Source organism: Planobispora longispora (assembly GCF_016863135.1).
GTDB classification, from domain to species: domain Bacteria; phylum Actinomycetota; class Actinomycetes; order Streptosporangiales; family Streptosporangiaceae; genus Planobispora; species Planobispora longispora.
Window position 1 is genome coordinate 40727 of the sequence record NZ_BOOH01000009.1, and the last position, 25965, is coordinate 66691.

General features: G+C 72.2%; 20 protein-coding genes. 9 read left to right on the plus strand and 11 right to left on the minus strand.

Going from position 1 to position 25965, the window contains the following annotated elements; translation table 11 throughout:
* The first annotated feature begins 94 nt into the window (after window positions 1-94).
* The 4 genes from Plo01_RS04325 to Plo01_RS04340 all read left to right on the plus strand — a co-directional run bounded on the left by Plo01_RS04325 (window position 95) and on the right by Plo01_RS04340 (window position 4533).
* On the plus strand, window positions 95-1435 hold the full coding sequence (locus Plo01_RS04325) for a lysine N(6)-hydroxylase/L-ornithine N(5)-oxygenase family protein (protein ID WP_203889169.1): 1341 nt from the start codon (window positions 95-97) through the stop codon (window positions 1433-1435).
* Window positions 1436-1453: 18 nt separating this feature from the next.
* Window positions 1454-1864: a cupin domain-containing protein gene (locus Plo01_RS04330; RefSeq protein ID WP_239315872.1), complete on the plus strand. Its 411-nt coding sequence runs from the start codon at window positions 1454-1456 to the stop codon at window positions 1862-1864.
* A gap of 3 nt (window positions 1865-1867) precedes the next feature.
* Entirely contained in the window at window positions 1868-3493 is a 1626-nt protein-coding gene (locus tag Plo01_RS04335; RefSeq protein ID WP_203889170.1) for a class I tRNA ligase family protein, read from the plus strand.
* Window positions 3494-3558: 65 nt separating this feature from the next.
* Window positions 3559-4533: a TauD/TfdA family dioxygenase gene (locus Plo01_RS04340; protein ID WP_203889171.1), complete on the plus strand. Its 975-nt coding sequence runs from the start codon at window positions 3559-3561 to the stop codon at window positions 4531-4533.
* 89 nt (window positions 4534-4622) lie between these two features.
* On the opposite strand, the gene Plo01_RS04345 is transcribed toward Plo01_RS04340, so the two are convergent.
* Window positions 4623-6602 (minus strand): FAD/NAD(P)-binding protein, encoded by a 1980-nt coding sequence (locus tag Plo01_RS04345; protein WP_203889172.1) that lies wholly within the window; start codon window positions 6600-6602, stop codon window positions 4623-4625.
* Window positions 6603-6886: 284 nt separating this feature from the next.
* Window positions 6887-7936 carry a questin oxidase family protein gene (locus Plo01_RS04350; protein ID WP_203889173.1) on the minus strand — a complete coding sequence of 350 codons (1050 nt, stop codon included), beginning with the start codon at window positions 7934-7936 and terminating at the stop codon, window positions 6887-6889.
* Window positions 7937-8471: 535 nt separating this feature from the next.
* Here Plo01_RS04350 and Plo01_RS04355 point away from each other — a divergent pair.
* The 3 genes from Plo01_RS04355 to Plo01_RS04365 all read left to right on the plus strand — a co-directional run bounded on the left by Plo01_RS04355 (window position 8472) and on the right by Plo01_RS04365 (window position 12742).
* Window positions 8472-9845, plus strand: coding sequence for an ATP-grasp domain-containing protein (locus tag Plo01_RS04355; RefSeq protein ID WP_203889174.1), 1374 nt, complete (start codon window positions 8472-8474; stop codon window positions 9843-9845).
* Entirely contained in the window at window positions 9842-11080 is a 1239-nt protein-coding gene (locus Plo01_RS04360) for a peptidogalycan biosysnthesis protein (protein ID WP_203889175.1), read from the plus strand. Before Plo01_RS04355 ends, Plo01_RS04360 begins: the two co-directional genes overlap by 4 nt.
* Before the next feature lie 318 nt (window positions 11081-11398).
* A complete protein-coding gene (locus Plo01_RS04365) occupies window positions 11399-12742 on the plus strand; it encodes an MFS transporter (RefSeq protein ID WP_275415360.1) in 1344 nt (447 codons plus the stop codon).
* A gap of 135 nt (window positions 12743-12877) precedes the next feature.
* Here Plo01_RS04365 and Plo01_RS04370 read toward each other — a convergent pair whose 3' ends face one another.
* From Plo01_RS04370 to Plo01_RS04390, 5 genes are all read right to left on the minus strand, one after another.
* Window positions 12878-13468 (minus strand): DsbA family protein, encoded by a 591-nt coding sequence (locus tag Plo01_RS04370; protein WP_203889177.1) that lies wholly within the window; start codon window positions 13466-13468, stop codon window positions 12878-12880.
* Between the two features lie 122 nt (window positions 13469-13590).
* On the minus strand, window positions 13591-14118 hold the full coding sequence (locus Plo01_RS04375; RefSeq protein ID WP_203889178.1) for an SRPBCC domain-containing protein: 528 nt from the start codon (window positions 14116-14118) through the stop codon (window positions 13591-13593).
* A 166-nt stretch (window positions 14119-14284) separates the two neighbouring features.
* Window positions 14285-15556, minus strand: a complete 1272-nt coding sequence (locus Plo01_RS04380) for an RNA polymerase sigma factor (protein ID WP_239315873.1) — start codon at window positions 15554-15556, stop codon at window positions 14285-14287.
* Window positions 15557-15667: 111 nt separating this feature from the next.
* The gene (locus Plo01_RS04385) at window positions 15668-16024 is read right to left on the minus strand and encodes a YciI family protein (protein WP_203889179.1); all 357 of its coding nucleotides are present in this window, start codon (window positions 16022-16024) and stop codon (window positions 15668-15670) included.
* A 183-nt stretch (window positions 16025-16207) separates the two neighbouring features.
* On the minus strand, window positions 16208-18085 hold the full coding sequence (locus Plo01_RS04390) for a serine/threonine-protein kinase (protein ID WP_203889180.1): 1878 nt from the start codon (window positions 18083-18085) through the stop codon (window positions 16208-16210).
* A 280-nt stretch (window positions 18086-18365) separates the two neighbouring features.
* On the opposite strand from Plo01_RS04390, the gene Plo01_RS04395 reads away from it, so the two are divergent.
* Window positions 18366-20039: a flavin monoamine oxidase family protein gene (locus Plo01_RS04395; RefSeq protein WP_203889181.1), complete on the plus strand. Its 1674-nt coding sequence runs from the start codon at window positions 18366-18368 to the stop codon at window positions 20037-20039.
* Between the two features lie 181 nt (window positions 20040-20220).
* Here the strand turns inward: Plo01_RS04395 and Plo01_RS04400 are convergent, their stop codons facing one another.
* The 3 genes from Plo01_RS04400 to Plo01_RS04410 form a co-directional block, all read right to left on the minus strand.
* Window positions 20221-21792, minus strand: coding sequence for an APC family permease (locus Plo01_RS04400; RefSeq protein ID WP_203889182.1), 1572 nt, complete (start codon window positions 21790-21792; stop codon window positions 20221-20223).
* 237 nt (window positions 21793-22029) lie between these two features.
* Window positions 22030-22380 (minus strand): STAS domain-containing protein, encoded by a 351-nt coding sequence (locus Plo01_RS04405; protein WP_203889183.1) that lies wholly within the window; start codon window positions 22378-22380, stop codon window positions 22030-22032.
* A gap of 58 nt (window positions 22381-22438) precedes the next feature.
* Window positions 22439-23935, minus strand: coding sequence for an LCP family protein (locus Plo01_RS04410; protein ID WP_203889184.1), 1497 nt, complete (start codon window positions 23933-23935; stop codon window positions 22439-22441).
* A gap of 98 nt (window positions 23936-24033) precedes the next feature.
* Between Plo01_RS04410 and Plo01_RS04415 the strand changes: the two genes are divergently transcribed.
* Window positions 24034-25074, plus strand: a complete 1041-nt coding sequence (locus Plo01_RS04415; RefSeq protein ID WP_203889270.1) for a glycosyltransferase family 2 protein — start codon at window positions 24034-24036, stop codon at window positions 25072-25074.
* A 78-nt stretch (window positions 25075-25152) separates the two neighbouring features.
* On the opposite strand, the gene Plo01_RS04420 is transcribed toward Plo01_RS04415, so the two are convergent.
* Window positions 25153-25908, minus strand: coding sequence for an IspD/TarI family cytidylyltransferase (locus Plo01_RS04420; RefSeq protein ID WP_203889185.1), 756 nt, complete (start codon window positions 25906-25908; stop codon window positions 25153-25155).
* Window positions 25909-25965: the final 57 nt, after the last annotated feature.

The window sequence follows — 25965 nt, forward strand, 5'->3', positions numbered from 1 at the left end:
GGCAGGCCCGACGCGACGCCGTGCCACGTGACCACGCGGCACGCCGGTCGCCCGCACCTTCCACGGACAAGCCGACAGAAATCTGAGGAAGCCGATGAAACACAGGGATGTGGAACTGCTCGCGATCGGTGCCGGGCCGGCGAACCTGGCTCTCGCCGTGGCGCTCGAAGAACTCGCACCCGCCAGGATGGCGGCCGACTCGCTGGTGATCGAGCAGGCCGACACCGTGGCGTGGCAGCCGGGGATGCTCCTGCCGGAGGCGCAGAGCCAGGTCTCCTTCCTCAAGGATCTCGTCACCCTGCGCAACCCGCGCAGCCGGTTCTCGTTCGTGAACTACCTGCACTCGGTGGGCCGGCTCAGCCAGTTCATCAACATGGGGAGCCTCTGGCCGTACCGGGTCGAGATCTCCGACTACTTCAAGTGGGTCGCGGACTCCCTGTCCCGGGTGCGGCTCGAGTACTCCCGCCGCTGCACGGCGGTCGAGCCGCTGCGGGACGCCGGGGGCACGCTCACAGGCTGGCTGACCCACCTGGCCGACGGCTCGACGATCGGCAGCCGCTACCTCGTCGTGGGGATCGGCAGGGGGGCTTACGTCCCGGAGGAGTTCGCGGGCCTGCCGGAGCGGCGCGTCATCCACAGCACGAGGTACGTCCAGCGGATCGCCGAGCTGCCCAAGACGGTGCCGTACCGGGTGGTGGTGATCGGCAGCGGGCAGAGCGCGGCCGAGATGTTCGACGCCGTCCAGAGCGACCTGCCGGGCTGCCGGCCGACGATGGTGATGCGGTCGATCGGCCTGAAGACGTACGAGAACAGCAAGTTCACCAACGAGCTGTACTACCCGAGCGCGGTGGACGACTTCTTCGGGGCGCGGCCCGAGGCGCGCCGGCAGATCCTCGAGGAGATGCACATCACCAACTACTCCGGCCTCAACCCGGAGACGCTGGAGAAGCTGTACAGCACGCTGTACCTCGACCGGCTGACCGGCAAGGGGCGGCTGCGGGTGGTCACGATGAACGATGTGACCTCGGCGCGCGAGGACGGCGACGAGGTCGTCCTGGAGCTGACCGACCGCAGGACGGGCGAGATCGAGGAGCTCCGCTGCGACCTGGTGCTGCTCGGCACGGGGTTCGAGCACTCGATGCCGTCGCTGGTGCGCGGCCTGGCCGACGCCCTCGGCCTGGAGCGGATCTCGGTGAACCGCACCTACCGGCTCGACGTCCCCGGTCCCGCCACCGCGGGCTGCTATCTGCAGGGCGTCAACGAGGCGACGCACGGCATCGCCGACTCGCTGCTGAGCATGCAGGCCGTGCGCGCCTGGGAGATCACCAACGACATCCTGGCCGGTCGCGCGGGCGGCGGATCCGACAGGCTCGCCGGCGAGCCGGTGGAGAGCACACCGGTGCCGGCCGCCGCCGTGCCCGTCTTCGCCGGCTGAGAGCGCGAAGGAGAGATCGTGGAAGTTCGCAGGCTGGACCGGGACCGGCTGGGTCCCGCCAACAACCACTCCCAGCGGCTCATGCCGTGGGCCGCGCTCAACGCCCCCTTCGAGGGTGCGTGGTGCGTCGTCAAGCCGGGCACGGCGACCACCAGGCACGCCCACCACGAATACGAGATCTTCATCGCGGTCTCCGGTGAGGCCGTCCTCTCGTCCATGGGGGAGAGCAGCCCGTTCCGGCCCGGCGACGTGGTCCACTTCCCCCCGCACACGGATCACCAGGTGATCAACGAGGGTGACGAGGACTTCGAGATGTACGCCGTGTGGTGGGACGTCCCGATGAGCCACCGCTTCACCGCGCGACACCAGATCGAGGACTCCGCCGCACGCGGCCACGACATGATCTTCGCCACACGGAACGAGGGCTGACCTGTGAACGGACGCGACGCCGCCCGCCGGGCCATCATCATCGACACCCCGCCGACCTCCAACGGCGACCTGCACGTCGGGCACCTGGCGGGCCCGTTCATGGCGGCCGACGTGTACGCGCGCTACCTGCGGTCGAACGGCCGTCCCGTGGTGTTCTCCAGCGGAACCGACGACAGCCAGACCTACGTGCTGGCCAGCGCCCGGCGCAAGGGGCTCACGCCGGAGGAGCTCAGCGGCAGGTCGTGGCACGAGATCCGGAGCACGCTCGCCGGCATGGGCGTCTCGCTCGACGGGTTCGCGCCGTACGACGACCGCTACCGGGCCTCGGTGCTGACGTTCCTCACCGGGCTGCACCGGGCGGGCAAGTTCCGCGAGAGGACGGTCATGCTGCCGTACTCCGAGCGCCGGGGCGAGTACCTCGTCGAGGGCCTGGTCTGCGGTTACTGCCCGATCTGCCTGGTGGAGAGCCGGGGTGGGCTGTGCGAGACCTGCGGTCACCAGAACAACTTCGACGAGCTGATCGAGCCGCGTTCCACCGTCGACCCCGACGACGTGGTGACGCACCGCGAGGCCCGCATCCTGGTGCTGCCGATGGAGGAGTACCGCGAGCGGCTCACCGCGTACTACCGCGAGCGCGAGCCGCGGCTGCGGCCGCACACGATGCAGCTCGTGCGCGAGGTGCTGGCCCGGCCGCTGCCCGACTTCCCGATCACCTACCCCATCGGCTGGGGCATCCCCGCGCCGTTCCCGGAGACGCCCGGGCAGCGGATCAACGCCTGGGCCGAGGGCATGCCCGCCGTCATGTACACCACGGCGTACGCCGCCGAGCAGCTCGGCGAGCGGCACGCCGCCGACGACGAGCTGTGGCGCGCCGAGCACGACCCGGAGATCGTCTACTTCATCGGGTTCGACAACGTCTACTTCTGGGGATTCACCCACATCGCCGCGCTGATGGCGCACGAGGGCAGGTACGCGCTGCCGGACACTTTCATCTCCAACGAGTTCTACGAGCTGGAGAACGCCAAGTTCTCCACCAGCCTCGGCCACGTGCTCTACACCAAGGACCTGCTGAAGGAGGTGCCGAGGGACCTCGTGCGCTTCTACCTCGCGATCAGCTGTCCCGAACACCAGCAGACCAACTTCAGCCGCGAGGCGCTGGTCAAGGTGGCCGGCGACCGCCTGGTGCGGCCGTGGAACCGGCTGGCCGGGCTGCTGGGCAAGGCCGTGGCCGACTCGGGCGCCGACGGCGCGTCCCTGCCGGTGTCCGACGCGGGACGGCGGCGCGCCGAGGCCGTGATCGCCCGGTTCCGCGCCTGCTACGAGCTGTCCGGCTACAGCCTCACGCGGGCCGCCAACCTGATCGTCGGGCAGCTCGACCGGATGGTCCGCGAGGCGCGGCTCGTCCACGAGGACGCGGGCGCCGACCGGGCCAGGCTCGGCGATCTCTTCCTGGACGTGCGCGTCCTGGTGGCCTGCGCCTCGCCGATCCTGATCGACCTGGCGCGGGCCGCGGGCGAGGCGGGCGGGTTCACGTGCGGCCTGGACGCCGGCGGGTTCCGTCCCGGGCGGATCGCACCCTTCGCCCTGCCCCTGCTGGAGACCCCGGCGGGCGCGGCGGACGCACGCTGACCCACGTTCGATCCCTCAGTGAATGTGCCTTCAGTGAATGTGGATGGTGGAACACAGTGCTATCGATGATCACGCAGACCCCGGCGCCCAGCGTCGTGCTGGACGGCGCGGACACCGCCGGAGTGCGCGGGGCGGTGCTCGCGGCGCGCTCGTGCGGCGGCCGCGTGGTGGACGACCCCATGACGCTGGCCGCGGCCCGGAACTCCTCCGACCTGCTGCCCCCGACGCTGCGCCGTGTCCTGCGCGAGTTCCGCAGGCACTCCGGCCCGACGGGATCGCTGCTCGTGCGCGGGATGCCGGTCGACGAGACCCTGCTGCCCGCGACCCCCACGGCGGACGGTTCCGTGCAGCGCTCGCTGAGCGACCCCGCCACGATGCTCCTGCTCGTCGCGTGCGCGCTCGGCGACCCGATCGCCTTCCGCGCGGAGAAGTCCGGCGCGCTGGTGCAGGACGTCGTCCCCGTGCCGGGCAAGGAGGAGTTCCAGGGCAACGCCGGCTCGGTCATGTTGTCCTTCCACAACGAGAACGCCTTCCACGAGCACCGGCCCGACTACGTCATGCTCCTGTGCCTGCGGCCCGACCACGACCGCGTCGCGGGCCTGCGCACCGCCTGCTCGCGTGAGGTCCTCCCCCTGCTGACGGAGGAGACGCGGCGGGCGCTGTTCCTGCCGGAGTTCGTCACCGAGGCTCCCCCCTCGTTCGGCGCGAACCGCGACGCCACCTTCCCGCACGGCGTGCTCTCCGGCGCCCCGGAAGATCCCGACATGCGGGTCGACCTCGCCGCCACCACGCCGCTGACGCCGCGTGCCGAGGCCGCGCTGGCCGAGCTCGGCGAGGTGTTCGACCGGAGCGCGCAGAGCGTACGGCTGCTCCCCGGGGACCTCGTCATCGTCGACAACCGGGTCACCGTGCACGGGCGCACCGCCTTCCAGCCGCGTTACGACGGCCGTGACCGCTGGCTCCAGCGCACGTTCGTCGCCGTGAACCTGCGCAGGTCACGGGACCACCGTCCCGCCGACGGCCACGTCCTGGAACGCTAGGCGTCCTGCGGGACGGACCGGAGCGGGTCGGGCTGGAGCGCGGCCCGGACGGGCGGTGCGGCAAGGGCCGGTCTCCGCGGGAGACCGGCCTACGCCGCACGCCCGCCGCCCGCGTATCCACGCCCGTGCTCATGCGCCGGACGCAGCACGTGTTCCTGCGCCGAGCGCAGCCCGTGTTCCTGTACCTGCTGCGGCGCGTGTTCCCGCGCGCCGAGGAAGCGGAGCACCTCCCGGGCGAGCCGGTCGTTCTGCCGGAACGACGGCGCGTTGGTGCGGGGCCGGGCGAACGTCGCGAACTGCCGGATGTTGGTGAAGGGGCCGAGCGCGAAGCGGCGGGGATGCGGGACGCCGTTCCTGGACAGGACGCGGAAGTCCTCGGGTGAGACGTGCAGCAGCCCGGTGCGGTGCACGTATCCGTCGTCGCCGGCCAGTGTGTGCTCGGCCGCGTCGCCGCGACGGTACATCGACCGCAGCAGCGGCTCGGTGCACGTGCGCAGGTCGGCGTCGGGCAGCCGCGCCTCGATCAGGGCGGACGCCTCGACGGTGTCCGGCGTGTTCGCGCCGCTCGCCCGGTACACGCCCTTCTCCTCGTCGATCTCGACGCACATGCCGGCGCCGACGAACCGGACGACGCCGGCCTCCGCGAGCGCGAGGAGCTGGCGGGTCCTCGTGCCGGGCGAGCCGCTGCCGAAGTACTCGAAGAAGCTCTGCCACCATCCGTTGAGGTCCTCGACGCGCGAGCGGACGGGCAGCCCGGCGACGCACTTCAGCAGCGGCATCTGGCCGTACACCGACAGCAGGGCGAGAAAAGCCCCGAGGTCGGCGCTGTGGCGGCGGTCCGAGCGCCGGTCTATGTCCGCCCTGATGTGGTCGCGGAGGTGTTCCTGCAGCTCGTCGGAGCATGGGAGGTCCAGCCCGCGCAGCGGCCTGTCGAGCGCGGCGAAGTCCAGGCGGTCCGCCTCGGCGGGGACGGACGCCTCGATCAGGGCGCACATCGGCTCGCCGTCCCAGTCCAGGCCGGCGTAGGCGGCGGCGAACTCCTCCCACGGGATCGCGACACGGTCCGGGTGGGCGGTGAACAGCTCGTGGTAGTAGCCGTAGGCGATCTCCTTGGCCATGAGCGGCCACAGGTCGGCCCAGAAGTCGATGCGATCGCGACCGGCGAACCGCGCGTCGACCTCGGGCGCGGAGAAGAAGCGCGGCAGCGGCGCGGGGTCGCCCGCCAGCCGGTAGGAGATCTTCGAGCGGTACGGCACCCCGCGGCGCGACCCGACGTGCAGCCGGGGCTCCCTGCCGGAGGGGACGTAGCGCAGCCGGCCGTCCTCCCGCTCGACGTACTCGCCGCCGCGCCCCTCGGTGAGCAGCACCATCAGGTCGATGAACGCGGCCCCCATGCCGCGCATCAGCACGTCCTCACCCGGCCTGAACATCGACAGATCAGCGTCGGCCGAATAGGCGCACGGCAGGTAGCGCAGGCCGTGGCGGTCGGCGAAGTCGGCGAGGAGCCGATGGTCCTTGCCGGGGACGGCGTCCAGGTGCCCCATGGTGAGGATCACCACGTCCGCCGTCAGCGGCTCGTCCCGGTCCTCCAGCCATACGCGCTGGCGGGTGCGCGCGCCGCCCTCGATCTGCGCGGCCCGGGTCGCGTGCACGCGCACGGAGACGTTCGCCGGGCGCTCAGCGACGATCTTGTCGAAGACCCAGCGCAGGTAGCGGCTCTGCACCTGGCGGGTGGCGAACGTCGTGCACGTGACGTCGGTGCAGGCGCCGTCGGCGGCGGCCCACTCGCTCAGGGACGGCCCCGTGCGGAGCGGCCCCTCCAGGGTCACGGTCTCGTCGGGGAACATGGTGACGTTCTCGGCCGTGGCGTTCATCCACATCAGCGGCGACTGCTCCGCGCGCCACACCCTCCCGGCGCCCGGTGGATAGGGGTCGACGAGCTCGATGCTCAGCGGTCGGGTCGGCGGCAGCTCGGCGGCGTTGGCCAGGAGGCGCTCCAGCACTCCCGTCCCCCGGGGCCCCGCGCCCACGATAACGACGACGAACGGATCGTTCTGCGTGTTTCTCATTTATGCACCCGGTCCATAGGTCAGGAAATTGTTGACGGCGGCGCCCGGCCCCGGATTTCCGGGGAGGCGATTCGTTCCGCTCACAACACTGCGCGCCGCGGGGCCCGCGAACCAGGGATACGGAAGTCAGCAAGTTGCCCGGCGCCGACAGCTTCCTGCAACCGGCGTGGATAAAAGAACGCGTGAAGAAAGAATGAAAGGCGTCGAGAATGACGAGAGCCCCCGCCGGAGAGCCTTTCGGCGTGCCCGGCGGGGGCTGGAGGGGGAGGGGGCCGTGCGGCCGGTCAGCGGCTGAGGAGCAGCCGGACGCGGGTCGCCGCGGCCAGCGCGTCCGGGTTCCCGGTGCGCGTGAAGACCTCGGCCGCGGTGTCGGTGAACTTGAGCACGTGCTCGTCCCCGTGGGCGACGGCCGCCGCCATCACGTCGTGCAGGGCGTCGGGGCCCGCGGGCGCGTCCGGCAGGCTGTCCCGCGGCGCGGCCCGCACCGGCTCGAACGCCGCCTGCACCCCGGCGCAGGCGGACCAGATGGCCGACAGGCTCGGCACCCACAGCTCGCGGGGCAGCGCGGGCAGCGTGTGCAGCACGGCGTTCGGCGCGGTCGCGGTGTGCACGAGGATCACCGGGCTCGCGTGCCCGTGGCTGAGATAGCGCAGCGTCGCGGCGTCCACCAGGGCTTCCAGCCGCGCCGGGACGTCGTCCGGGGTGAGCGCGGGCCGCAGCGCGGCGACCGCGTCCGGCCAGCCGGGCAGGCCGGGAAGCTGGCCGAGGCGGGTCCTGACCGGCCCGTCCTGGGAGGGGACCCGCGGAATGTTCTCCATGGCCTCGCCGGGGTCCAGGTCGCCACCGGGTTCGGCGGTCACCGGCATGCGCAGCGAGCGCGCCCCCCAGAAGGCCAGGCCCTGGGCCAGTTCGGCCGCCGCCGGCGCGTTCCGCTCGTCGGTCAGCAGGGTGCGCACGGCGTGGGAGACCCTGATGACCGCGTGGGTGGTGCCCGCGAGGATGCCGGGGAGCAGCCGGGGCCACCAGACCGCCAGCACCTCGCGCCACGGCCGTTCGGCGACCTGGCGGGTGAAGTACTCGGCCCAGTCGCCCACGCGGTCGCCGTCGCCCAGCGCCTCCCGCCAGTTCGCGTCGCGGATCGGGTCGCCGGCGGACGGCAGGTCGTCGAGGCGGCGGGCGTAGGCGTCGATCCAGCGGTGCACGCCGTCCTCGTGGCCGCGCCGGACCAGCACCTCGACGGCCATCGGCCCGTGGTTGGTGAGCCGGCTCTCCCCCCATTCGGGGCCGGTGCCCCGGAACCGTTCGTACGCCTCGTTCAGGATTGCGCTGCTCATCGTCGTCTCCCGAGGATCGTGCCGGGCCACCACCGCGAGGACGCCGCTCGCGCCCCCGGTCCGCAGGAAAGCCTAACCCCGGTGCGCGTCGGCAGGCACTCCCGGATTCGCCCCCGGTGTCCGGAATGATGACCAAAGCACAATCGAAGAAGACACCCGTGACGGGAGCGTATTGACTGGACGCAGGGCAGAGGAGATGGTCTGATGCGCGAAAGCGTGACCGATGGCATCGAATTTCACGAAGCCCGCCCGGTCGCGCCATTCATCGATGCCGGCCACGCCGTTCGCGCGTCCGTTTCCGTACGGCGGGGGCCGGTGAACCGCGCCCCCCGCCCGTCGCGGCGGTCGCGCCCTCCCGTTTCCGGTTCTGATCCCGGTTCCGTCTCGACGGGATTCCCCGGCCGGAGCGCCGGTCCGGATTCCGCCGGTCGTCGTCCGCGACCCGGCGGGACCGGTGGGGGATGCCCTCCGGCGCGTTCCCTCGCCCTGAGCACTATCCACCACCGGCTGACACCTGTTCAGGGAATCGGACATCATGACCACTGACACGAACTCGTCCCGCCCGCCCGCCATCCTGTTCATGGGCGACATGGTGATCGTCGCCAGGCAGCTCCGGCTCATCACCGAGGCGCACCGCCGGGGATACGCCCCGCTGCTGGTCGTCACGCCCGACACCGACCCCGGCGAACTCGCGGCCTGCCGCGCCGACGCCGCGCACCCCCTGTCGCTGCTGGCGGACGTCGTCAACGTCGCCGAGCCGAAGGTCGACCTGGTGGTGCCCGCCGTCCAGCCGCTCCTGCGACGCTACGACGTGCGCGGCGTACTGTGCATCGGGGACCTCTTCGTGGAGCCCGTGGGCATGGTCGCCGCCTGCCTGAACCTGCCGGGCGCGGGGGCGGGCGCCAGCCGCACCAGCCGCAACAAGCTGCTGCAGCGCACGACCGTTCCGCACCTGTCACCGGATTTCCGCGTGGTCACCCCCGGGGAGCGGGAGGGCTTCCCCGTCGACGGCATCTCGTTCCCCGTCGTCGTCAAGCCGGTCGGGCGCTTCTCCAGCCTCGGCGTGCGCCAGGTGAAGAACCCCGAGGACCTTCCCGCGATCCTCGCGACCTACCCCGAGGACGAGACGGTGCTCGTCGAGAGCCGCGTGGTCGGGCCCGAGTTCTCCGTCGAGGCCCTCACCCAGAACGGCGAGGTCATCTGGGCGGGCGTCACCGGCAAGGCCACCAACGAGTCCACCGGCGTCTTCTTCACCGAGATGGGCCACACCTCGCCCGCGCGGCTGCCGGAGGAGGACGTCAGGGCCCTGCTGGACGCCAACGCCGAGGTGTTGCGCCGCATCGGCTTCGGCGACGGCATCACCCACGCCGAGTTCCGGCTCTCGGAGGGGCGCGCGGTGCTGATGGAGGTGGCCACGCGCCTGCCGGGCGACGGCATCACCTTCCTGTGGCACCTCGCCACCGGGCAGCCGCTGGAGCCCGTCATGATCGACCTCGCCCTGGGCGAGCCCGCCTCCTACCCGGCCCCCCGCCGCCGGGCCTACCAGGTCTACCTGGAGCACCCGTACGGCAGCCTGCTCGACGTGACGAGCACCGGGGCCCCGGTGTCCTGGGTGTCGGTCGACAACGACTGGCCGGTCTTCGAGCCGGTCGCCGGCGACGCGCCCCCGCGCGACCACGCCGTCCTGGTCACCCAGCGGCCGGGAGCCGTGCTCGGCCCGCAGACCGACTCCGAGGCGCGTTCGGTCTCCGTCATCTTCGACGCCCCCCTGGACGCGCCGGCGGACGGCCTCGCAGACGAGTACACCGCCGCGGTGACGATCAGAGTGGCGGACGCGGCCCCCGCCGAGGACGGGGCGACCGAGAGCGGGGCGGGCCGGGCGCTCGCGGACGCCGGGAGCCGTTCGTGAGCGACGCCCCGGCCCCGGCCCCGGCCCCGGTCCAGGTCCCGGCCTTCGCCGACGTGACGGGCGGCATGGACCCCGCGCGCTGGGACGCGCTCGCCCGGGACCATTTCTACTCGTCGGTCAACTGGCTGCGCTTCTGCGCGGGGGACGGCGGCATCACCACCGGCGGCCTGCACCTGGAGGCGCCGGGCGCCGGAACGGTCGGCGTTCCGGTGACGGCCGTGCGCTCGATCGGCAACCCCTTCTACCAGTGGGACCGCATCCTCGGCGAGGCGGGACTCCCGTCGCCGGGCCCGAGCGGGCTGCTCGTCGGCGCGCACCGGGGATACCAGGCGAACATCCTCGCCTCGCCGGGCATCTCCCGCGAGCAGGCCGCCAAGGAGCTCCTGTGCGGCCTGGAGGACCTCGCCGGCGAGCTCGCCGCCGCGGGCGCCGCGGGACCGCTCCCGGCCGGCGCCTCCGGCGGCCGGGACGCGGGGGCCGTCCCCACCGTCGCGATGTTCCTCTCCACGCCGGACGTCGTCGCGCTGCGGGCCGCCGGGGTGCGGGCCATGCCGGTGGCGCTCCAGCCGGACGCCTGGATCCCCCTGCCCGAGGGCGGCGGCTGGGACGAGTGGATGCGCTCGCTGCCCTCCAAGCGGCGGGCCGACATCGTCCGCAGGGACCGCAGGAACTTCCTGGAGGCCGGCTACGAGGTCGTCCACACCACGCTCGGCGAGTGCGGCCCGCAGGCCGCCCGGCTGCTGGCGTGCACCGAGCGCCGGTACGGCCACGACGCCGACGTCGAGGAGCTGGCGGAGTCCATCCGCATCCAGGCCGAGGCGCTCGGCGCGGACGCCCGGGTGCTGCTGCTGAGCCGCCCCGGGGAGGATCCCGTCGGGTACTGCCTCTACTACATGTGGGGCGACACCCTGTACCTGCGCGCGGCGGGGTTCGACTACGACCGGCTCGCCGGGGCCGCCGAGTACTTCAACCTCGTGTACTACATCCCCCTGATCATCGCCTGCGAGAACGGCCTGCGCTGGCTGCACGCCGGCATCGAGGCCGCGGAGGCCAAGGTGCTGCGCGGCGCGGAGCTGCGCCCGCTGTGGATGCTGGACCTGTCGCGCGACAGCGTGCTCGCCGGTCGCGACGACGACGTGCGCGCCCACAACGCGGGCCTCGTGGCCCGCTGGGGCGAGGCGTCCCCGGCGATCGCCAAGGCGCTGGTGCGCGACCTGTGGGAGCCGTTCTGCTGACACCCTGATCCCCGGCGCGCGTCCCGCGCGGCGCCGACGGCGCGGGAAACCGCGTGAAGTCGATGTGAAGTGAAGAAGTCCCGTGGCCGGCGGCCACGGGACTTCTTCGTGTCCGGAGGCGTGCCGGTGCTCCCGCGCGCCGCCCGGGGCCGTCACGCCCGGCGGCAGGCAGCAAGCTGCCAGGGCGGGGCAGCTTCCTGCCTCCGTTCTTTCTGTTCCGAGGCCCGCGGAAAGCGCAGAGTTGTTCCTGTCAGAACGAACTCCGGGGCCGATGAGAACCCATAGGGTCGGCCGCCACGATTCTAAGGGAACTTATTCATGACTATTTCCGTGCTGCACACACCGGAAAACAGCGGTAATTTCGCCGCCCCGCCGCGGGAGAGCATTTCCTCCCGGCTCCTCATAAACAAGGACTTCACGAAATTCCTGCTCTCGCAGATCGTCGCGCAGTTCGCGTCGAAAAGCCTCGCGGTCATTCTTCCGCTCATGGCGGTCATCACGTTCGCCGCCACCCCGACACAGGTCGGCCTGCTGAACGCGGCCCAGTTCTTCCCCGTGTTCGTCGTCACCCTCTTCGCCGGCGCGTGGCTGGACAGGCGCCCGCGCAGGCCCGCCCTGATCGCCGCCTACGCCGGCAACGCGATCCTCGCCGCGACCCTGCCGCTGGCCACCTCGGTCGGCCTCGTGCACGTCTACGTGCTGTTCTTCGTGGCGTTCGGCATGGGATCGCTGATCGCCTTCTCGGACGTCGCCTACCAGGCCTACATCCCGAACCTCGTGCGCGGCGAACGGCTCGTCCAGGCGAACAGCCGGCTGGAGGTCGCGTTCTCGCTGGCCATGGTGGGCGCCCCCGGCCTCGGGGGGCTGCTGATCGGCGAGCTCGGCGGGTCCACCGCGATGGTGTCGGCCGTCGTCGCGTACGTGCTCGCCGCGATCGGCGTGCTGGCCATCCGGGCCCGCGAGAAGCACGTGCCCGCGCCGGCGCGCGGCGGAGAGGGCACGCTGAAGCGGATCGCCGAGGGCATGAAGTTCACCGCCAAGACGCCCCTGCTGCGCGTGCTGACCCTCCAGGGCGCCTGGTTCAACCTCTTCGAGCAGGCGGTGCTGACCCTCTACCTGCTGTACGGCATCCGGGTGCTGGACTTCTCGCCCCAGCTCGTCGGCCTCACGATGTCCCTCGGCGCGATCGGCGTGCTGGCGGGATCGGCCGTGGCCCGGCTCATCGGCGACAAGCTGGGCGTGACCCGCGTGCTGATCCTCGGCATGGGCGTGGCGTCCGCCGCCCCGGTCATCATCCCCTTCGCCGCCGGGTCGCAGGCCGCGCTCATCGCCCTCACCACGTCGTCCTTCATCATCTACGGCGTCGGGATGACGGTGTTCAACATCTACGGCATCTCGCTGCGCCAGCGCGCCACCCCCGACGGCATGCTGGCCCGGGTCTCGGCGACGTACCGGTTCCTCGCCTTCGGAGCGATCGGCGTCGGCGGCGTCGTCGGCGGCCTGGCGGGTGACTGGTTCGGCCTGCGTCCCGCCATGTTCTTCTGCATCATCGCGCTGGTCGCCGGCTGGCTCGTCTTCGCCAGGTTCCTGCCGGGCGCCGTCAAGCAGTTCGAGGACTCCGAGCGCGCCGCCGAGGCGGGGAGCGCGCCGCGACCGGCCTGAGAGGAAGGAGGACCGGCGGCCGGGAACGGGAAACGCCGCGGGGCGGAGGGAGATCCCTCCGCCCCGCGGCGTTTCCCGTGAGTCCGGGCCGGCGGGCCCCGTGCCCGCTCCGCGCGTTCCCGCCGACGCCGGAGCTCAGCTCAGCGGGGCGCGCTCGCGCTTCAACTCGCTGAACACCGGCACCGTGGAGAGCAGTCGCATGGCGTCGATGAGCCGGTCGGCCTCGTCGGCCGCGGGGACGCTCGCGACCACCGGCCCGAAGAAGCCGGGCCCGTCGTCGATGGCGGTCACCGGGCTGCCGCTCTCGGTGCCGACCCGGGACTGCCCGAGGCGGTGGCTCTCGCCGATCGAGGTGTCGAACGCGGCGTCGTCGGCGGCGAGCAGCAGGTCGGAGGGGAGCCCGGCGTCGGCCAGCGCGGCGGCCAGCGTGTCCGGTGTGAGGTCCTCGTCGAGGTCGTGCACGCGGTGCCCGATCGCGGTGTACAGCCGGTCGACGGCCGGCTGGCCGTGCCGCTCCTCGGCGGCGGCGAGCACGCGCAGCGCCGCGAGCGACTTCCGGTGCGCCCTGTGCAGCCGCTCGGGGATGTCCTTGCCCTCGTTGAGGATGGCCAGGCTCATGAACCGCCAGGTCACCGACTCGCCGCGGCGTGTGGCGACGTCCCGGACCCATCGTGAGGTGCGCCAGGTGAAGGGACAGATGGGATCGAACCAGAGGGTGATGCTCACGGCGTCACATCCTGTCGTCGGCGTTGTGAGGATGTCGGCGACCACGGCCGCGGCCAGGTCCAGGCTCAGACCGGCCCGGCGAGGTGCGCGGCCTCATCGTTCCATCCGCGTCGGCCCGTGTCTTATCCCAGAATGCCGCTCGCGGGCGGGGAGTCCGGCGCGGCCTCGGCTGCGGCCTTCAGCTCGGCGAGCCAGCGCTCGTGGTTGGCGCGGAGCTTGTCCTCGCTGTAGACGAGTGAGGCGAGCGGCCCGGCGAACGACTCCTCGACCGTGACCCGGGTCCGCCCGTCCTCCAGGGGCTCCAGCACGTGCCGGTCCACCGCCTTGTAGGCGAGGAAGACGCCCGTCCAGGTCAGCTCGCGTCCCGGGGCCACCACGGCGAACCGGGACCGCAAGGGGACGCCGTTGAGCCTCCACCGGAAGGGCGCGCCGGGCCGTACGGCGCCCAGCTCGACGATTTCCGTCTTCGAGGCCCACGACGGCCACGTGGCCAGATCCGCCATGATCTCCCAGACCCGGTCCGCCGGGGCGCCGATGACGAGGGAGGAGGAGGAGATCAGCTGGGCCTGGCGGTCGAGGCGTCCGTGGACCGCGTATTCATCGTGCAGGACGGTGAGCGACGGGCCCCGGTAGAACAGCTTGCTCGCCATGACGACTCCTCGGAGAACGATTCAGAGATCAGTGCTCTCTTGTATGAGCAATGCTCCATCTTTTCTCGGCGCGCGTCAAGAGCAGTGCTCTCGTTTGTGTCTCCCGCTTCCTGTCGGGTCCGGGCGGAAGAGGTGAAGGAGGTCCTGGACCTCCGGCCGACGCGGGTCAGCCGGCCGCGCAGGCGGCCGCCCGACTGAGCAGGGCGGCCCGCTCGGGGGCGTTCCGGGTGAGGGCCGCCGCGCGCTCGAACTCCGCGCGCGCCTCCTCCAGACGGCCGAGCCGGGCCAGGAGGTCACCGCGTACGGACGGCAGGAGGTGGTAGTCCTTGAGCGCCGGCTCCGTGACGAGCGCGTCCACGAGCTCCAGCCCGCGCTCCGGGCCGTACGCCATCCCGAGCGCGACCGCGCGGTTGAGCTCCACGACCGGCGACGGGGTCAGCCGGACGAGCAGCTCGTAGAGGGCGGAGATGCGCGCCCAGTCGGTCTCCCCGGCGGTGGCGGCCTGCGCGTGGCAGGCGGCGATCGCGGCCTGCAGCACGTACGGCCCGGGCGGCCCGCCGAGCTTCTCGGCGCGCAGCAGCGCCTCGAAGCCGCGCCGGATCAGCAGCCGGTCCCAGCGGGCGCGGTCCTGGTCGAGGAGCTGGACGGGCTCACCGGACGGGCCGACGCGCGCCCGGGAGCGCGAGGCCTGGATCTCCATCAGCGCGACGAGCCCGTGGACCTCGGCCTCCTGCGGGGCGAGCCCGGCCAGGATCCGGCCCAGCCGCAACGCCTCCTGGCAGAGGTCCAGGCGGATCCACTCGGCGCCGCCGGTCGCCGCGTACCCCTCGTTGAAGATCAGGTAGATGACCTCCAGGACCGAGGCGAGCCGTCCGGCGCGCTCGGCGCCCTCCGGCACCTCGAACGGCACGCCCGCCTCCGCGAGCGTGCGCTTGGCGCGGACGATCCGCTGGGCGACGGTCGGCTCGGGGACCAGGAACGCCCGCGCGATCTCCTCGGTCGTCAGCCCGCCGAGCATCCGCAGGGTGAGCGCGGCGCGCGACTGCGCGGACAGGACGGGGTGGCAGGCGGTGAACACCAGCCGGAGGATGTCGTCCTCGATGGGCTCGGTGTCGAGGGTGTCGAGGACGGTGTCGAACTCCGGGGCCGGATCCGTGCTCTCCAGCCCGTGCCCGATCTCCTCCAGCTTGCGTTCCAGCCGCTCCTGCCGGCGGATCCGGTCGACGGCCCGGCGCTTGGCGACGGCCATGAGCCAGGCGCCCGGATTGTCCGGCACGCCCGTCTCCGGCCACTGCTCAAGCGCCGAGACCAGGGCATCCTGCGCCAGCTCCTCGGCCAGGCCGATGTCGCGCACCATGCGCGCGAGGCCGGCGATGATGCGGGCCGACTCGATGCGCCAGACCGCGTCGATCGTCCGATGGGTGTCAGAGGCCGTCACCCGGACGATGAGAGCACCAGGGCCGCCCGCGGCGCAAGCTCACGGAGTCCGCGGAGCTCACGAAGTCCGCGGAGCCTGCGGAGCCTGCGGAGCCTGTGGAGCTTGCGGGGCTCACTGCCCGGACAGATCCTCCGGGCCGAACACCTGGTGGATGACGCCCTTGCCGTCACCGACGATCTGCCAGAAGCGCTTGGACAGCTCGATCGCCTCCTCCTTGGTGCGCACCTCGATGAGCGCGAAGCCGACGACGACCTCCTTCGCCTCGGTGTACGGACCGTCGGTCACGGTGACCTTGCCGCCGGAGGACTCGATCCGGGTGGGCCGGGGGTCCAGCCCGCCGGTCGCCAGCAGCACCCCCGCCTTGCTCATCTCCTCGATGAACCGGCCCATCTCGGCCATCATCCCCTCGTCCGGGGGGTTCTGGCCCGCGGAGGAGCTGTCGTCCGTGGTCATCATGAGGAACCGCATCGTGGTGATCCTTCCGTCTCCGGCCGGTCCTTCCCGGCCTCTGCTGACGCGTCGAACAGCGGGCCGCCCGATCGACACGGCTCACGAGATTTTTCCGGACTTTCTATCAGCGGTCCGCGCCGCGGGTCGGCGGAGCGGTGTCACCGCAGGCCAGGGCCGTACGGCCGCCGCCCCGCGCCCCCGTCACCGCGCCCGGTGGAGGCTGAAGTCGTCGAAGGAGACGGTGAGGAGGCCGTCGCCGCCCTCCGGCACCTGGGCGATCAGGCCCGCCTGGCTGTTGCCCGCGTCGGGCAGGGCCCGGGAGTCGGTGACGTCGAGCACCTGGGTCCCGTCGACCCAGAAGGTGAGGCGGGTCCCGGCGTCGGTCCGGCGGCACGCGGCCTGCAGGCGCACCGTCTGCCCCACGCCCGGCGCGTCCGCCCGCACGGCGGGCGCCACGTCCAGGCGGTCGCCCCGCGCGGTCCTGGTGACCCGGGCCGTGCCGTCGAGCCCGAGCAGGAAGCGGTATCCGTTGGGCACGTTCTCGTCCCACCAGCACAGGAGCCCGAGCGCGCCCGTGCCGGTCGAGCCCTCCCGCACCTGGGCGGTCGCCCCGATCAGCACGTCGCGCTCGGGGGACGACAGGGCGACCGGGGTCTTGGCCGGGACCGGGGACAGCGCGGGGCTGGACGGGTAGGAGGAGTCGGCCCGGAGCGAGAAGACCCCGCGGTCGATCTCGTGGCCCCGGTAGGTGCGCTCCTCCGCCGGGGCGTCGGGGTTGAAGGTGTAACCGTCCCACCCGGTCCGCTCGCTGAAGTCGTCGCTGAACAGCGGCGCGTCCGCCGCCTCGGAGGCCGGGTCGCCGCCCCCGGGCCTCAGGATGAGGACCGCGGCCGTGACCAGCAGCGCCACGACGACGGCGGCCGCCCCCCAGATCCATCGCCGTGCCGGCGGCCTGCCCGGGCTCGCCGCGGTCGTCGCGGAGCGCGGGGCGGCGGTCTCCCGGCCGGGGAGGGCGGGGCCGGTGAGAAGCCGGGTGGCCTTCTCCCCGGCGGGCACGGCTTCGCCGGCGGGCGCGGCGGGTCCTCCCGCGAACGCGGCGGGTTCCCCGGTGAGCGTGGCGGGTCCTCCCGCGAACGCGGCGGGTTCCCCGGTGAGCGTGGCGGGTTCTCCCGTGAACGCGGCGGGTTCCCCGGTGAGCGTGGCGGGTTCTCCGGCGGGCGCGCCGGCCGGCCGGGTCTGTGCCTCCGCCCGTCCCAGGAGAGCCGCGCCGCCGCTCGCGTCGTCGTCCCCGATCAGGCGGAGCAGCACCTCCCGCGCGGTCGGGCGCAGCTCCGGATCCCTGGCCAGGCAGGCCGTCACCACCTCCCGCAGGTCGTCCGGGAGCGGCGGGAGCACGGGGTCGGCGTGCAGGATCCGGTACATGATCGCCGGAACGGTGTCCTGCCCGAAGGGCGACTCCCCGCCCGCCGCGTAGGCCATCGTCGCGGCCCAGCTGAACATGTCGGAGGCGAAGTCGACGCGCGCGCCGGCCACCTGCTCGGGCGACATGTACGCGACGGTGCCGACCACGTGACCGGTCGTCGTGGAGGCCGTGTCCAGCAGCCGGGCGATCCCGAAGTCGATCACCCGCGGCCCGTCCGGGCCCAGCAGCACGTTGGGCGGTTTGACGTCCCGGTGGACGATCCCGGCCTGGTGGATGGCGGCCAGCGCGGTCACGGTGCCCACGGCCAGGCGGCGCAGGGTGCCTCCGCTCCGCGGCCCGCCGGTCTCCACGGCGGTCTTCAGGGAGGGGCCGTCGACGTACTCGCTGACGATGTAGGGCCGCTCGCTGTCGAGGTCGGCGTCCAGCACCTCCGCCACGCAGAACGACGACACCTGGCGGATCAGCTCCGCCTCGCCCGCGAAACGCCGCCGCCTGATCGGGTCGGAGCTCGCCGCGGCGTGCAGCGCCTTCACCGCCACGGGCGTCCCGGAGGGGTCCTCGGCGAGGTAGACCGTGCCCTGCCCGCCCTCGCCCAGGCGGCCCAGCAACCGGTAGTCGCCCAGACGGCCCGGATCCCCCGGCCGGAGAGGGTCCATCGCCGCTCCTGTTCATGATCGAAGAGCGGCACCGTGGACGCTCCACCACGAAGCGTGGCAGGAAACGGCCGCCGCGTGAAGCGGATCCCCCGCTTCTCCGCCCGCCCGAGCCGTTCTCCGGCCGCCCGGACCCGTCCCCGGAGGGGATGCCGTGTCCGGTTCGCGGTTGTGCGACAGAGTGTCGTGATATCACCCCCATCGGTTACTTCCTGCGGATTGTCCGAGGTGATGCCGGGTCCGCAAGCTGATCGGCAACACGATCAGAAAGGCAGCACCCCCCATGCCGCGAACGTCCTCCCTCCGCGCGCTCCAGCGCGTCGCCGCCGACCACCACGCCGCCCGCCGCCTCGGCCTCCCCGTCGACGAACTGCGCGGCCTGCGCGCGGAGGCGGCGGCCGAGCCGGGCGGCATCGCCCGGCGCGAGCTGCTCAAGCGGGCCGCGCTCCTCGGCCTCGGCGCGGCGGCCCTCGGCGCGCAGGCCGCGGCGGCCCGCCCGGCCCGCGCCGACACCGTCACGCCGCAGGCCGGGCCGCTCAAGCCCGCCCGCGTCGCCGTGATCGGGGCGGGCATCGCCGGGCTCACGGCGGCGCTCACCCTGCGGGACGCCGGGGCGACACCCGTCGTCTACGAGGCCAACGCCTCCCGCGTCGGCGGCCGGATGTACTCCCAGCGCTCACTCTGGGCGGGCGGGCAGACCTCCGAGATCGGCGGGGAGCTGATCGACGTCGAGCACAAGAAGATGCTGGAGCTGTGCCGCCGCTTCGACCTGCCCACCCGGAACTTCGCCGGGGCCGGGCCGAACGGGGCCGAGGAGATCCTGCACGTCAACGGCGCCTACTACCCGCGCTCCCAGGCGGACGAGGACTTCAAGGACGTCTACCACGCCCTGCACTCCGACCTGATGGCGGCCGGCGAGGTGATGTGGAACCAGACGACGCCCGAGGGCACCGCGCTGGACAACATGTCGATCCGGCAGTGGATCGACTCGCGCGTGCCCGGCGGCTACGCCTCCGACCTCGGCCGCTTCCTCGACGTCGCCTACAACGTCGAGTACGGCGCCGAGACGGTGAACCAGTCGTCCCTGGCGCTGGTGCTGCTGATGGGCTACCAGCCCAACCCGGGGCACTTCAACGTCTGGGGGCTGTCCGACGAGCGCTACCACATCGTCGGCGGCAACGACCAGCTGCCGCAGGCGATGGCCGCCTCGCTGCCGCCCGGCTCGCTGCAGCTGGGGTGGACGCTGCTGGCCGTACGGGCCAACTCCGACGGCACGCAGACGCTCACCTTCGACGAGGGCGGCGCCACCAGGACCGTCACCGCCGACCACACGATCATCACCGTGCCGCTCCCGATCCTGCAGGGCCTCGACCTGTCACGCGCCGGGTTCGACGCCCGCATGACGAACCTGCTGCGCGACGCGCGGATGGGCCACGTCACCAAGCTCAACATGCAGTTCTCCGCCCGCACGTGGCTGGGTACCGGTCCCTGGCCGGGGGTGTCGGCCGGCGACTGCTTCACCGACCTGCCGTTCCAGCAGTGCTGGGACACCACCAAGGACCAGGCGGGCACGACCGGGGTGCTGATCCAGTACGGCGGCGGCGACGCGGCGCGCGCGCTGAACCCCTCCACGCCGTTCCCCACGCACGCCGACGCCTACGTGCGCACCCTGGTGCCCACCGTCCTGACCCAGATCGACAAGGTCTTCCCCGGGACCAAGGCCAAGTGGAACGGCCGGGCCCAGCTGTCGGCCTGGCACAAGAACCCCCACGCGCTCGGCGCCTACTCCTACTGGCCCGTCGGCTACCTGCACCGGTACGCGGGCTACGAGGGGGTACGCCAGGGCAACGTCCACCTGGCCGGGGAGCACTGCTCCTACGACTTCCAGGGCTTCATGAACGGCGGGGCCACCGAGGGCGAGAGGGCCGCCGGCGAGGTCATCGCCGACCTGCGGTAACCGGCCCGGGGGAACGGGTCCGCCCCGGGCCCGCTCCCGTACGGCGCGCGCCCGGCCTCCCACGGGAGGGCCGGGCGCGCGCTGTATGGGACGACCTGGGAAGAGCCGGACGAGACGACCTGAGGAAGGCTGTACGAGACGACCGGGGAAGAGCCGTACGAGACAACCCGGGAAAGGAACCTCAGTCGAGCCTGACGGCGTCCATCGGGCCGGTCCCGCCGACGGACGCCTTCTCGGCCGGGTCACGCTCGGCGGTGTCCTCCAGGACGATCCGGCCGATGATCGCGTACTTCGCCGGGTTCCTGGCCCGCAGGTAGAGCGCCAGGGCGGCGCCGAGCACGGCGAAGCCGAGCACGATCCACGGGATCAGCTTGAAGAACAGGGACTTGGAGGCGTCCCCGGCCGCGGTCTCCTGGTTCTGGAACAGCAGCAGCACGACGTAGGACATCGCCAGGCCCCCTGCCAGCGGGGCGAGCAGGGTGCGCCACCACGAGGCGGTCTCGGGATGCTTCTTCCTGATGTGGAAGTAGCCGATGACCGAGAACGAGCACATGGTCTGCACGATCAGGATCGCCAGCGTGCCCAGCACCGCGAGCAGCGTGTAGATGTGCAGGTACGGGTCCATCCCCGCGAGGGCGAACACCGCGATGATCAGCACCGAGATGCCCGTCTGGACGAACCCGGCGATGTGCGGCGAGCCGTGCTTGGGGTGGGTGGCGCCGAGGGTCCGGCGGGTGCCGGGGATGAGGTCCTCGCGGCCGATGGCGTACAGGTAGCGCGAGGCGCAGTTGTGGAAGGCCATCGAGCAGGCGAACGAGCCGGTCAGGATGAGGACCTTGAACAGGTCGACCGCCCACTGGCCGACGAGCTCGCCGGTCGGGATGAAGAAGATCCCGGCGAACTCGCTGGCCGCGATCTCCGGCGCCTTGACGCCGTTGGCCGCCACCGTCATCCAGGAGACGAAGGTGTAGAACAGGCCGATGCCGACCACGGAGACGAGGGTCGCGATCGGGATGATCCGCTTGGGGTCGCGGGACTCCTCGCCGTACATGGCGGTGGACTCGAAGCCGACCCACGACCAGAAGCACATGAACAGGCCGAGCCCGACCGCCCCGCCCGTCAGGCCCGTGGTGGTGAAGGCGTTGGCCGGGTTGAGGGTGTCGGCCATCAGCCCGTCCGGGCCGCCGCCGTTCAGCAGGGCGGCGACGGCGGTCAGGCCGAGCATGAGGATCTCGGTGATCAGGAAGACGCCGAGGACCTTCGCGGTCAGGTTGATGTCGAAGTAGGTGAGGATCGCGTTCAGGGCGAGGCCGAGGGCGGCGAACCAGAGCCAGTGGACGTCCACCCCGGCCAGGCTCTTGAAGGTGTCGTTGGCCGAGTAGGCGAAGAACCCGATGATGGACGCCTCGAAGACCACGTAGGCCATGGTCGCCAGCATCCCGGCGACCATGCCTGCGACCTGGCCGAGGCCGTGGGAGATGTAGCCGTAGAACGCTCCGGCGGAGGTGATGTGCTTGGCCATGGCCACGTACCCGACGGAGAAGATCGTCAGGACCAGCGTCGCCACGAGGTACGCCGCCGGCACCCCGAGGCCGTTTCCGAAGCCGACGACCATCGGAACGTTGCCGGTCATGGCGGTGATGGGGGCGGCGGTGGCGACCGCCATGAAGATGACGCCGACGAGACCGACGGCGTCCTTGCGGAGCCGGCTGATGCCTTCGGCCGCCTCCGCGGGCCTCTCAGTGATGCTCAATCGCGTGCGCCCTTCTGTAACCAGCGCCTGACGGGGGGATGGCGGCGATAATGGCATCAGCGCGGGGCGACGAGATAGTGGCATTCCCCCTGAAACGCTTACGAGATGTCAGCTTCACCGGGGCGCGCAAGGGCATGTGAAAGCCCTGAAACCTCCGCGAAAGCCGTGCGGTCCCCCGGTGTCGCGGGGCGCGTTCCCGAGGACGGCGCCGGAGCCTCCCGGCGCCGGGCGCGGGTCTCAGGCCGCGGCGTCGAACGCCTCGTGCAGGGTGCCGCAGGTCTCGAAGTGGCGGTCGAGACTGGTGATCGCCAGCAGGCGGGTGATCATTCCCGGCGTGAGGACGAGGATGAGACGGCCCTGGGAGTTCCGCATCTTGGTGAGCGCGCTCACCAGGGTCCCCAGTCCCACCGAGTCGCAGAACGGCACCTGGGTCAGGTCCATCACCAGGCAGGGGTGGCTCCCGGCCTCCAGCACCCGGTCGACCTCGGCCCCGAGACGCGGGGCGACGGTCATGTCCAACTCGCCCGTCGCCCGGATCACCGCGCACGGGCCGTTCTTCCAGGTCTGAACGTCGAATGCCGGAATCATGTTCGTCACCTCCGTCGGCTGACCACTGCCCCGCCTAGCGGGCGTTATGCGACTTGAATCACTTTTTGCAGATGTTCTGCGTCGCGGTTCTGGCCGTCGGAGTGGCGACAGGGGAGGCGGAGGGGGTGGGCGCGGCCTCCTTGACGGTGACCTTCTTGACCTGCGGGCGCTTCTCGCCGACGATGACCTCGATCCGGTCCCCGAGCTCCTCGATCGGGCGGACGTCCGCGCCGGGGAGGGCGGCGGCCAGGGTGCGGGCGGAGTCTTCGCGGCCGGGGCCGTACCGGATGACCGTCTCCTTGTGGTCCCGGCGCTGGGTGTCCCCGGCGGGCTCGGGCACGAGGAACCCGGCGTCCAGCAGATCCTGCCGGGTGCGCGCGCCGAGACCGGTGATCAGGGTGCCGTTGAGGACCTTGACCGCGATCCGGGAGGGCGGCACGGTCAGCGGGGCGGCCGAGGGCGTCGCGGCGGGCGCGGCGGATCCGGACGCGGACGGCTTGGGCGCGGGTTTGGTCAGCTCCTCGTCGGCCGCGATCCGCTGGAACAGCTCGCGCGCGGCGGGCTTGTCCCACAGCACCGCGGACTCACCCGTCGGCGTCCGGTAGTCGACGTCGGCGAGCGGCACGGTGGCGAAGGCCACGTCGTCGGTGGAGACGGTCTTGAGCTGGTCGGCCAGGCCGAGCAGGTTCCCGCGGAGCGAGTCGTCCACCCGGAGCGTGCTCAACGTCGTGTTGACGAAATTGGTGAGCTTGACCGGGTTGGCCAGCGTGTCACCGCTCAGCGCCTGGTTCAGCAGGGCCGAGATCACCTGCTGCTGGCGGTCGATCCGGTCGAGGTCGGAGCGGGCGGTGGCCCGGGTGCGGGCGTAGGCGAGGGCCCTGACGCCGTCGAGGGAGTGGGTGCCCGGCTGGAGCTGCAGGGCGGTCTTCGGGTCGTTGATCGCGACCGGGGTGCAGACCGAGACGCCGCCGAGCGCTTCCACCACGTTGATGAAGCCGAGCACGTTGACCTCGACGTAGTGGTTGATCATCAGGCCGGTGGCGTTCTGCACCGTGCGCACGGCGAGCTTGGGACCGCCGAGCTGGTAGGCGGCGTTGATCTTGTGCTCGCCCTTGCCGGGGACGGTCGTCCAGGTGTCGCGGGGGAGGCTGACCACGGTGACCTTGCGGTGGTCCTCCGACAGGTGGATCACCATCATGGTGTCGGTGCGCTCGCCGCTCTCGCGGCCCAGCTTGAGCTGGTTCTGCTGCTTGCGGGTGAGGTCGTCGCGCCTGTCCACGCCGACGAGCAGGATGTTCATCGCCCCGGTGGACTGCGACCCGGGCACGCCCGCGTCGACACTCTCGATCTTGCTCGCCGCGTAGTTCGGCAGCGACCACGCGGCCCCCGAGCCGACCAGGACCAGGCCGGAGAGCGCCCCCGCGACGATCAGGTTGCGCCGCCGGGAACGAGCGCCCCGGGCGGGCCTGCGGCCACGCTTCGGAGCCACCCGGACGACGCCGTAGGCGTCGCCGCCCACGTGCACACCCGAGTCCTCGTCTTCCGGGTCGCGCATCAGCCCCCCTACGGGTGTGTCCGGCTCCGACCAGAGTCCATCCGGGCTCCAACATGGGTCGATGAGGTACCCGTTCGTACAGTAGCGTGAGCGACGCCATGAAGCAGTTCCCCGACTCGCCCGCGCCGGCCCCGTCTTCCGAGTCTTCCGATTCCGCCAAGACCCGGGTCTGGCCGCCCATCTCCGTCGTCATCCCGGTGCTGAACGAGGAGCGCCATCTGCGGGAGGCGGTGCACCAGGTCCTGTCCCAGCACTACGAAGGACCCATCGAGGTCGTCCTCGCGATCGGCCCCTCCCAGGACCGCACCCAGGAGGTCGCCGACGCGATCGCGGCGGAGGACCCCCGGGTGATCGTGGTCCCCAATCCCACCGGTCGCACGCCCAACGCGCTCAACGCCGCCATCGCCGCCTCCGGTAACGGGATTGTGGCCCGGGTGGACGGCCACGCCATGCTGCCGGAGGACTACCTCCGGGTCGCGGTGGAGACGCTGGAGGAGACCGGCGCCGACAACGTGGGCGGCATCATGGCCGCCGAGGGCGTCACCCCCTTCGAGCGGGCGGTCGCCCGCGCCATGACCTCCAAGATCGGCGTCGGCGGCGCCCGGTTCCACACCGGCGGCACCGCGGGCCCGGCCGACACGGTCTATCTCGGGGTGTTCCGCCGCGAGGCGCTGGAGCGGGTCGGCGGCTACGACGAGCACTTCCAGCGCGCCCAGGACTGGGAGATGAACCACCGCATCCGCCAGAGCGGCGGCCTGGTCTGGTTCCAGCCCCGCATGCGCGTCTCCTACCGGCCGCGCCCCACCATCAAGGCCCTCGCCAAGCAGTACTTCCACTACGGCCGCTGGCGGCGCGTGGTCGCCCGCACCCACGAGGGCACGATCAACATGCGCTACCTGGCCCCGCCGCTGGCGGTCCTGGCCATGCTCGCGGGCCTGCTGGTCTCCCCGTTCTTCTGGCCGGGCCTGCTGATCCCCGGCGGCTACGTCGCGGCGATCGTCGCCGGCTCGGCGGTGACCGGCAGCGGCCTGCCCCCGGCCGCGCTGGCACGGCTCCCGCTCGTCTACGCGACCATGCACATCTCCTGGGGCTGGGGCTTCCTCACCAGCCCGCCGAGCCTCGGCAAGCCGACCGGCTGACCCGGGCCGGGGACCGTCCCCGGCCCGACGCGGAACCGCGGCCGGCTTCCCGGCCGGGGCGCGACCGCGGAGCCGGGATCAGCTCTCCGGCACGCCGGAACCGTCGCCGAGGCGCAGGAGCGTCTCGGCGACGAGGACGTCCACCGGGTGGGTGACCTTCATGTTGCGCTCGCTGCCCGGCACGATGTGGATCGGCACGTCGGGCAGGTAGCGCAGCACCACGCCGCAGTCGTCGGTGGCCTGCCGCCCGCCGAAGGCGGGGTCGGCGAAGGCCCGCTCGTAGGCCTCGCGGATCACCGGCAGCCGGAAGCACTGCGGCGTCTGGGCGCGCCAGATCCGCGACCGGTCGGGCACCTCGCTGACGACCTCCCCGTACGGTCCCGGCGCGGTCACCACGACCGTGTCGGAGCTCGGGATCGCCACCTCCACGGCCGCGTGGGTGCGCAGCGCCGCCACGCACTCGGTGATGATGCGCGGCTCCAGCAGCGGGCGCGCGGCGTCGTGCAGGAGCACGTCGCAGTCCTGCCCCTCCAGCGCCCTCAGCGCCCGCCAGGTGGTCTCCGTACGGCTCGCGCCGCCCTCCAGCACCCGGCCGACCTTCGCGAACCCGTTGCGCGCGACGAGCCGCCCCGCCTCCTCCGCGAAGCCCGGAGCCATCATCACGACGACCTCGTCGATCTCCGGTGCGGCGTCGAACGCGGCGATCGCGTGCTCCAGGATCGTCCTGCCGCCGATCTCGATGAGCTGCTTGGGGGTGTCCCGGCCGATCCGCCGGCCGACCCCGCCCGCGAGGACGACTCCGACGGCGCGGCGATGTGGTTCACGAGCGGTCAAGGCGGGCTTCCTCCGGGGTGCGGGGGATCGGGGCGGGAGTCGGTGTAGCGCGAGGGT

What these genes read in the sequence shown, in the direction of transcription:
- Plo01_RS04340 (WP_203889171.1), top strand. Translation starts at nt 3,559, where the DNA reads ATGATCACGCAGACCCCGGCGCCCAGCGTCGTGCTGGACGGCGCGGAC.
- Plo01_RS04350 (WP_203889173.1), bottom strand. Translation starts at nt 7,936, where the DNA reads ATGAGCAGCGCAATCCTGAACGAGGCGTACGAACGGTTCCGGGGCACC.
- Plo01_RS04415 (WP_203889270.1), top strand. Translation starts at nt 24,034, where the DNA reads ATGAAGCAGTTCCCCGACTCGCCCGCGCCGGCCCCGTCTTCCGAGTCT.
- Plo01_RS04365 (WP_275415360.1), top strand. Translation starts at nt 11,399, where the DNA reads ATGACTATTTCCGTGCTGCACACACCGGAAAACAGCGGTAATTTCGCC.
- Plo01_RS04395 (WP_203889181.1), top strand. Translation starts at nt 18,366, where the DNA reads ATGCCGCGAACGTCCTCCCTCCGCGCGCTCCAGCGCGTCGCCGCCGAC.
- Plo01_RS04345 (WP_203889172.1), bottom strand. Translation starts at nt 6,602, where the DNA reads ATGAGAAACACGCAGAACGATCCGTTCGTCGTCGTTATCGTGGGCGCG.
- Plo01_RS04385 (WP_203889179.1), bottom strand. Translation starts at nt 16,024, where the DNA reads ATGCGGTTCCTCATGATGACCACGGACGACAGCTCCTCCGCGGGCCAG.
- Plo01_RS04375 (WP_203889178.1), bottom strand. Translation starts at nt 14,118, where the DNA reads ATGGCGAGCAAGCTGTTCTACCGGGGCCCGTCGCTCACCGTCCTGCAC.
- Plo01_RS04355 (WP_203889174.1), top strand. Translation starts at nt 8,472, where the DNA reads ATGACCACTGACACGAACTCGTCCCGCCCGCCCGCCATCCTGTTCATG.
- Plo01_RS04390 (WP_203889180.1), bottom strand. Translation starts at nt 18,085, where the DNA reads ATGGACCCTCTCCGGCCGGGGGATCCGGGCCGTCTGGGCGACTACCGG.
- Plo01_RS04405 (WP_203889183.1), bottom strand. Translation starts at nt 22,380, where the DNA reads ATGATTCCGGCATTCGACGTTCAGACCTGGAAGAACGGCCCGTGCGCG.
- Plo01_RS04325 (WP_203889169.1), top strand. Translation starts at nt 95, where the DNA reads ATGAAACACAGGGATGTGGAACTGCTCGCGATCGGTGCCGGGCCGGCG.
- Plo01_RS04410 (WP_203889184.1), bottom strand. Translation starts at nt 23,935, where the DNA reads ATGCGCGACCCGGAAGACGAGGACTCGGGTGTGCACGTGGGCGGCGAC.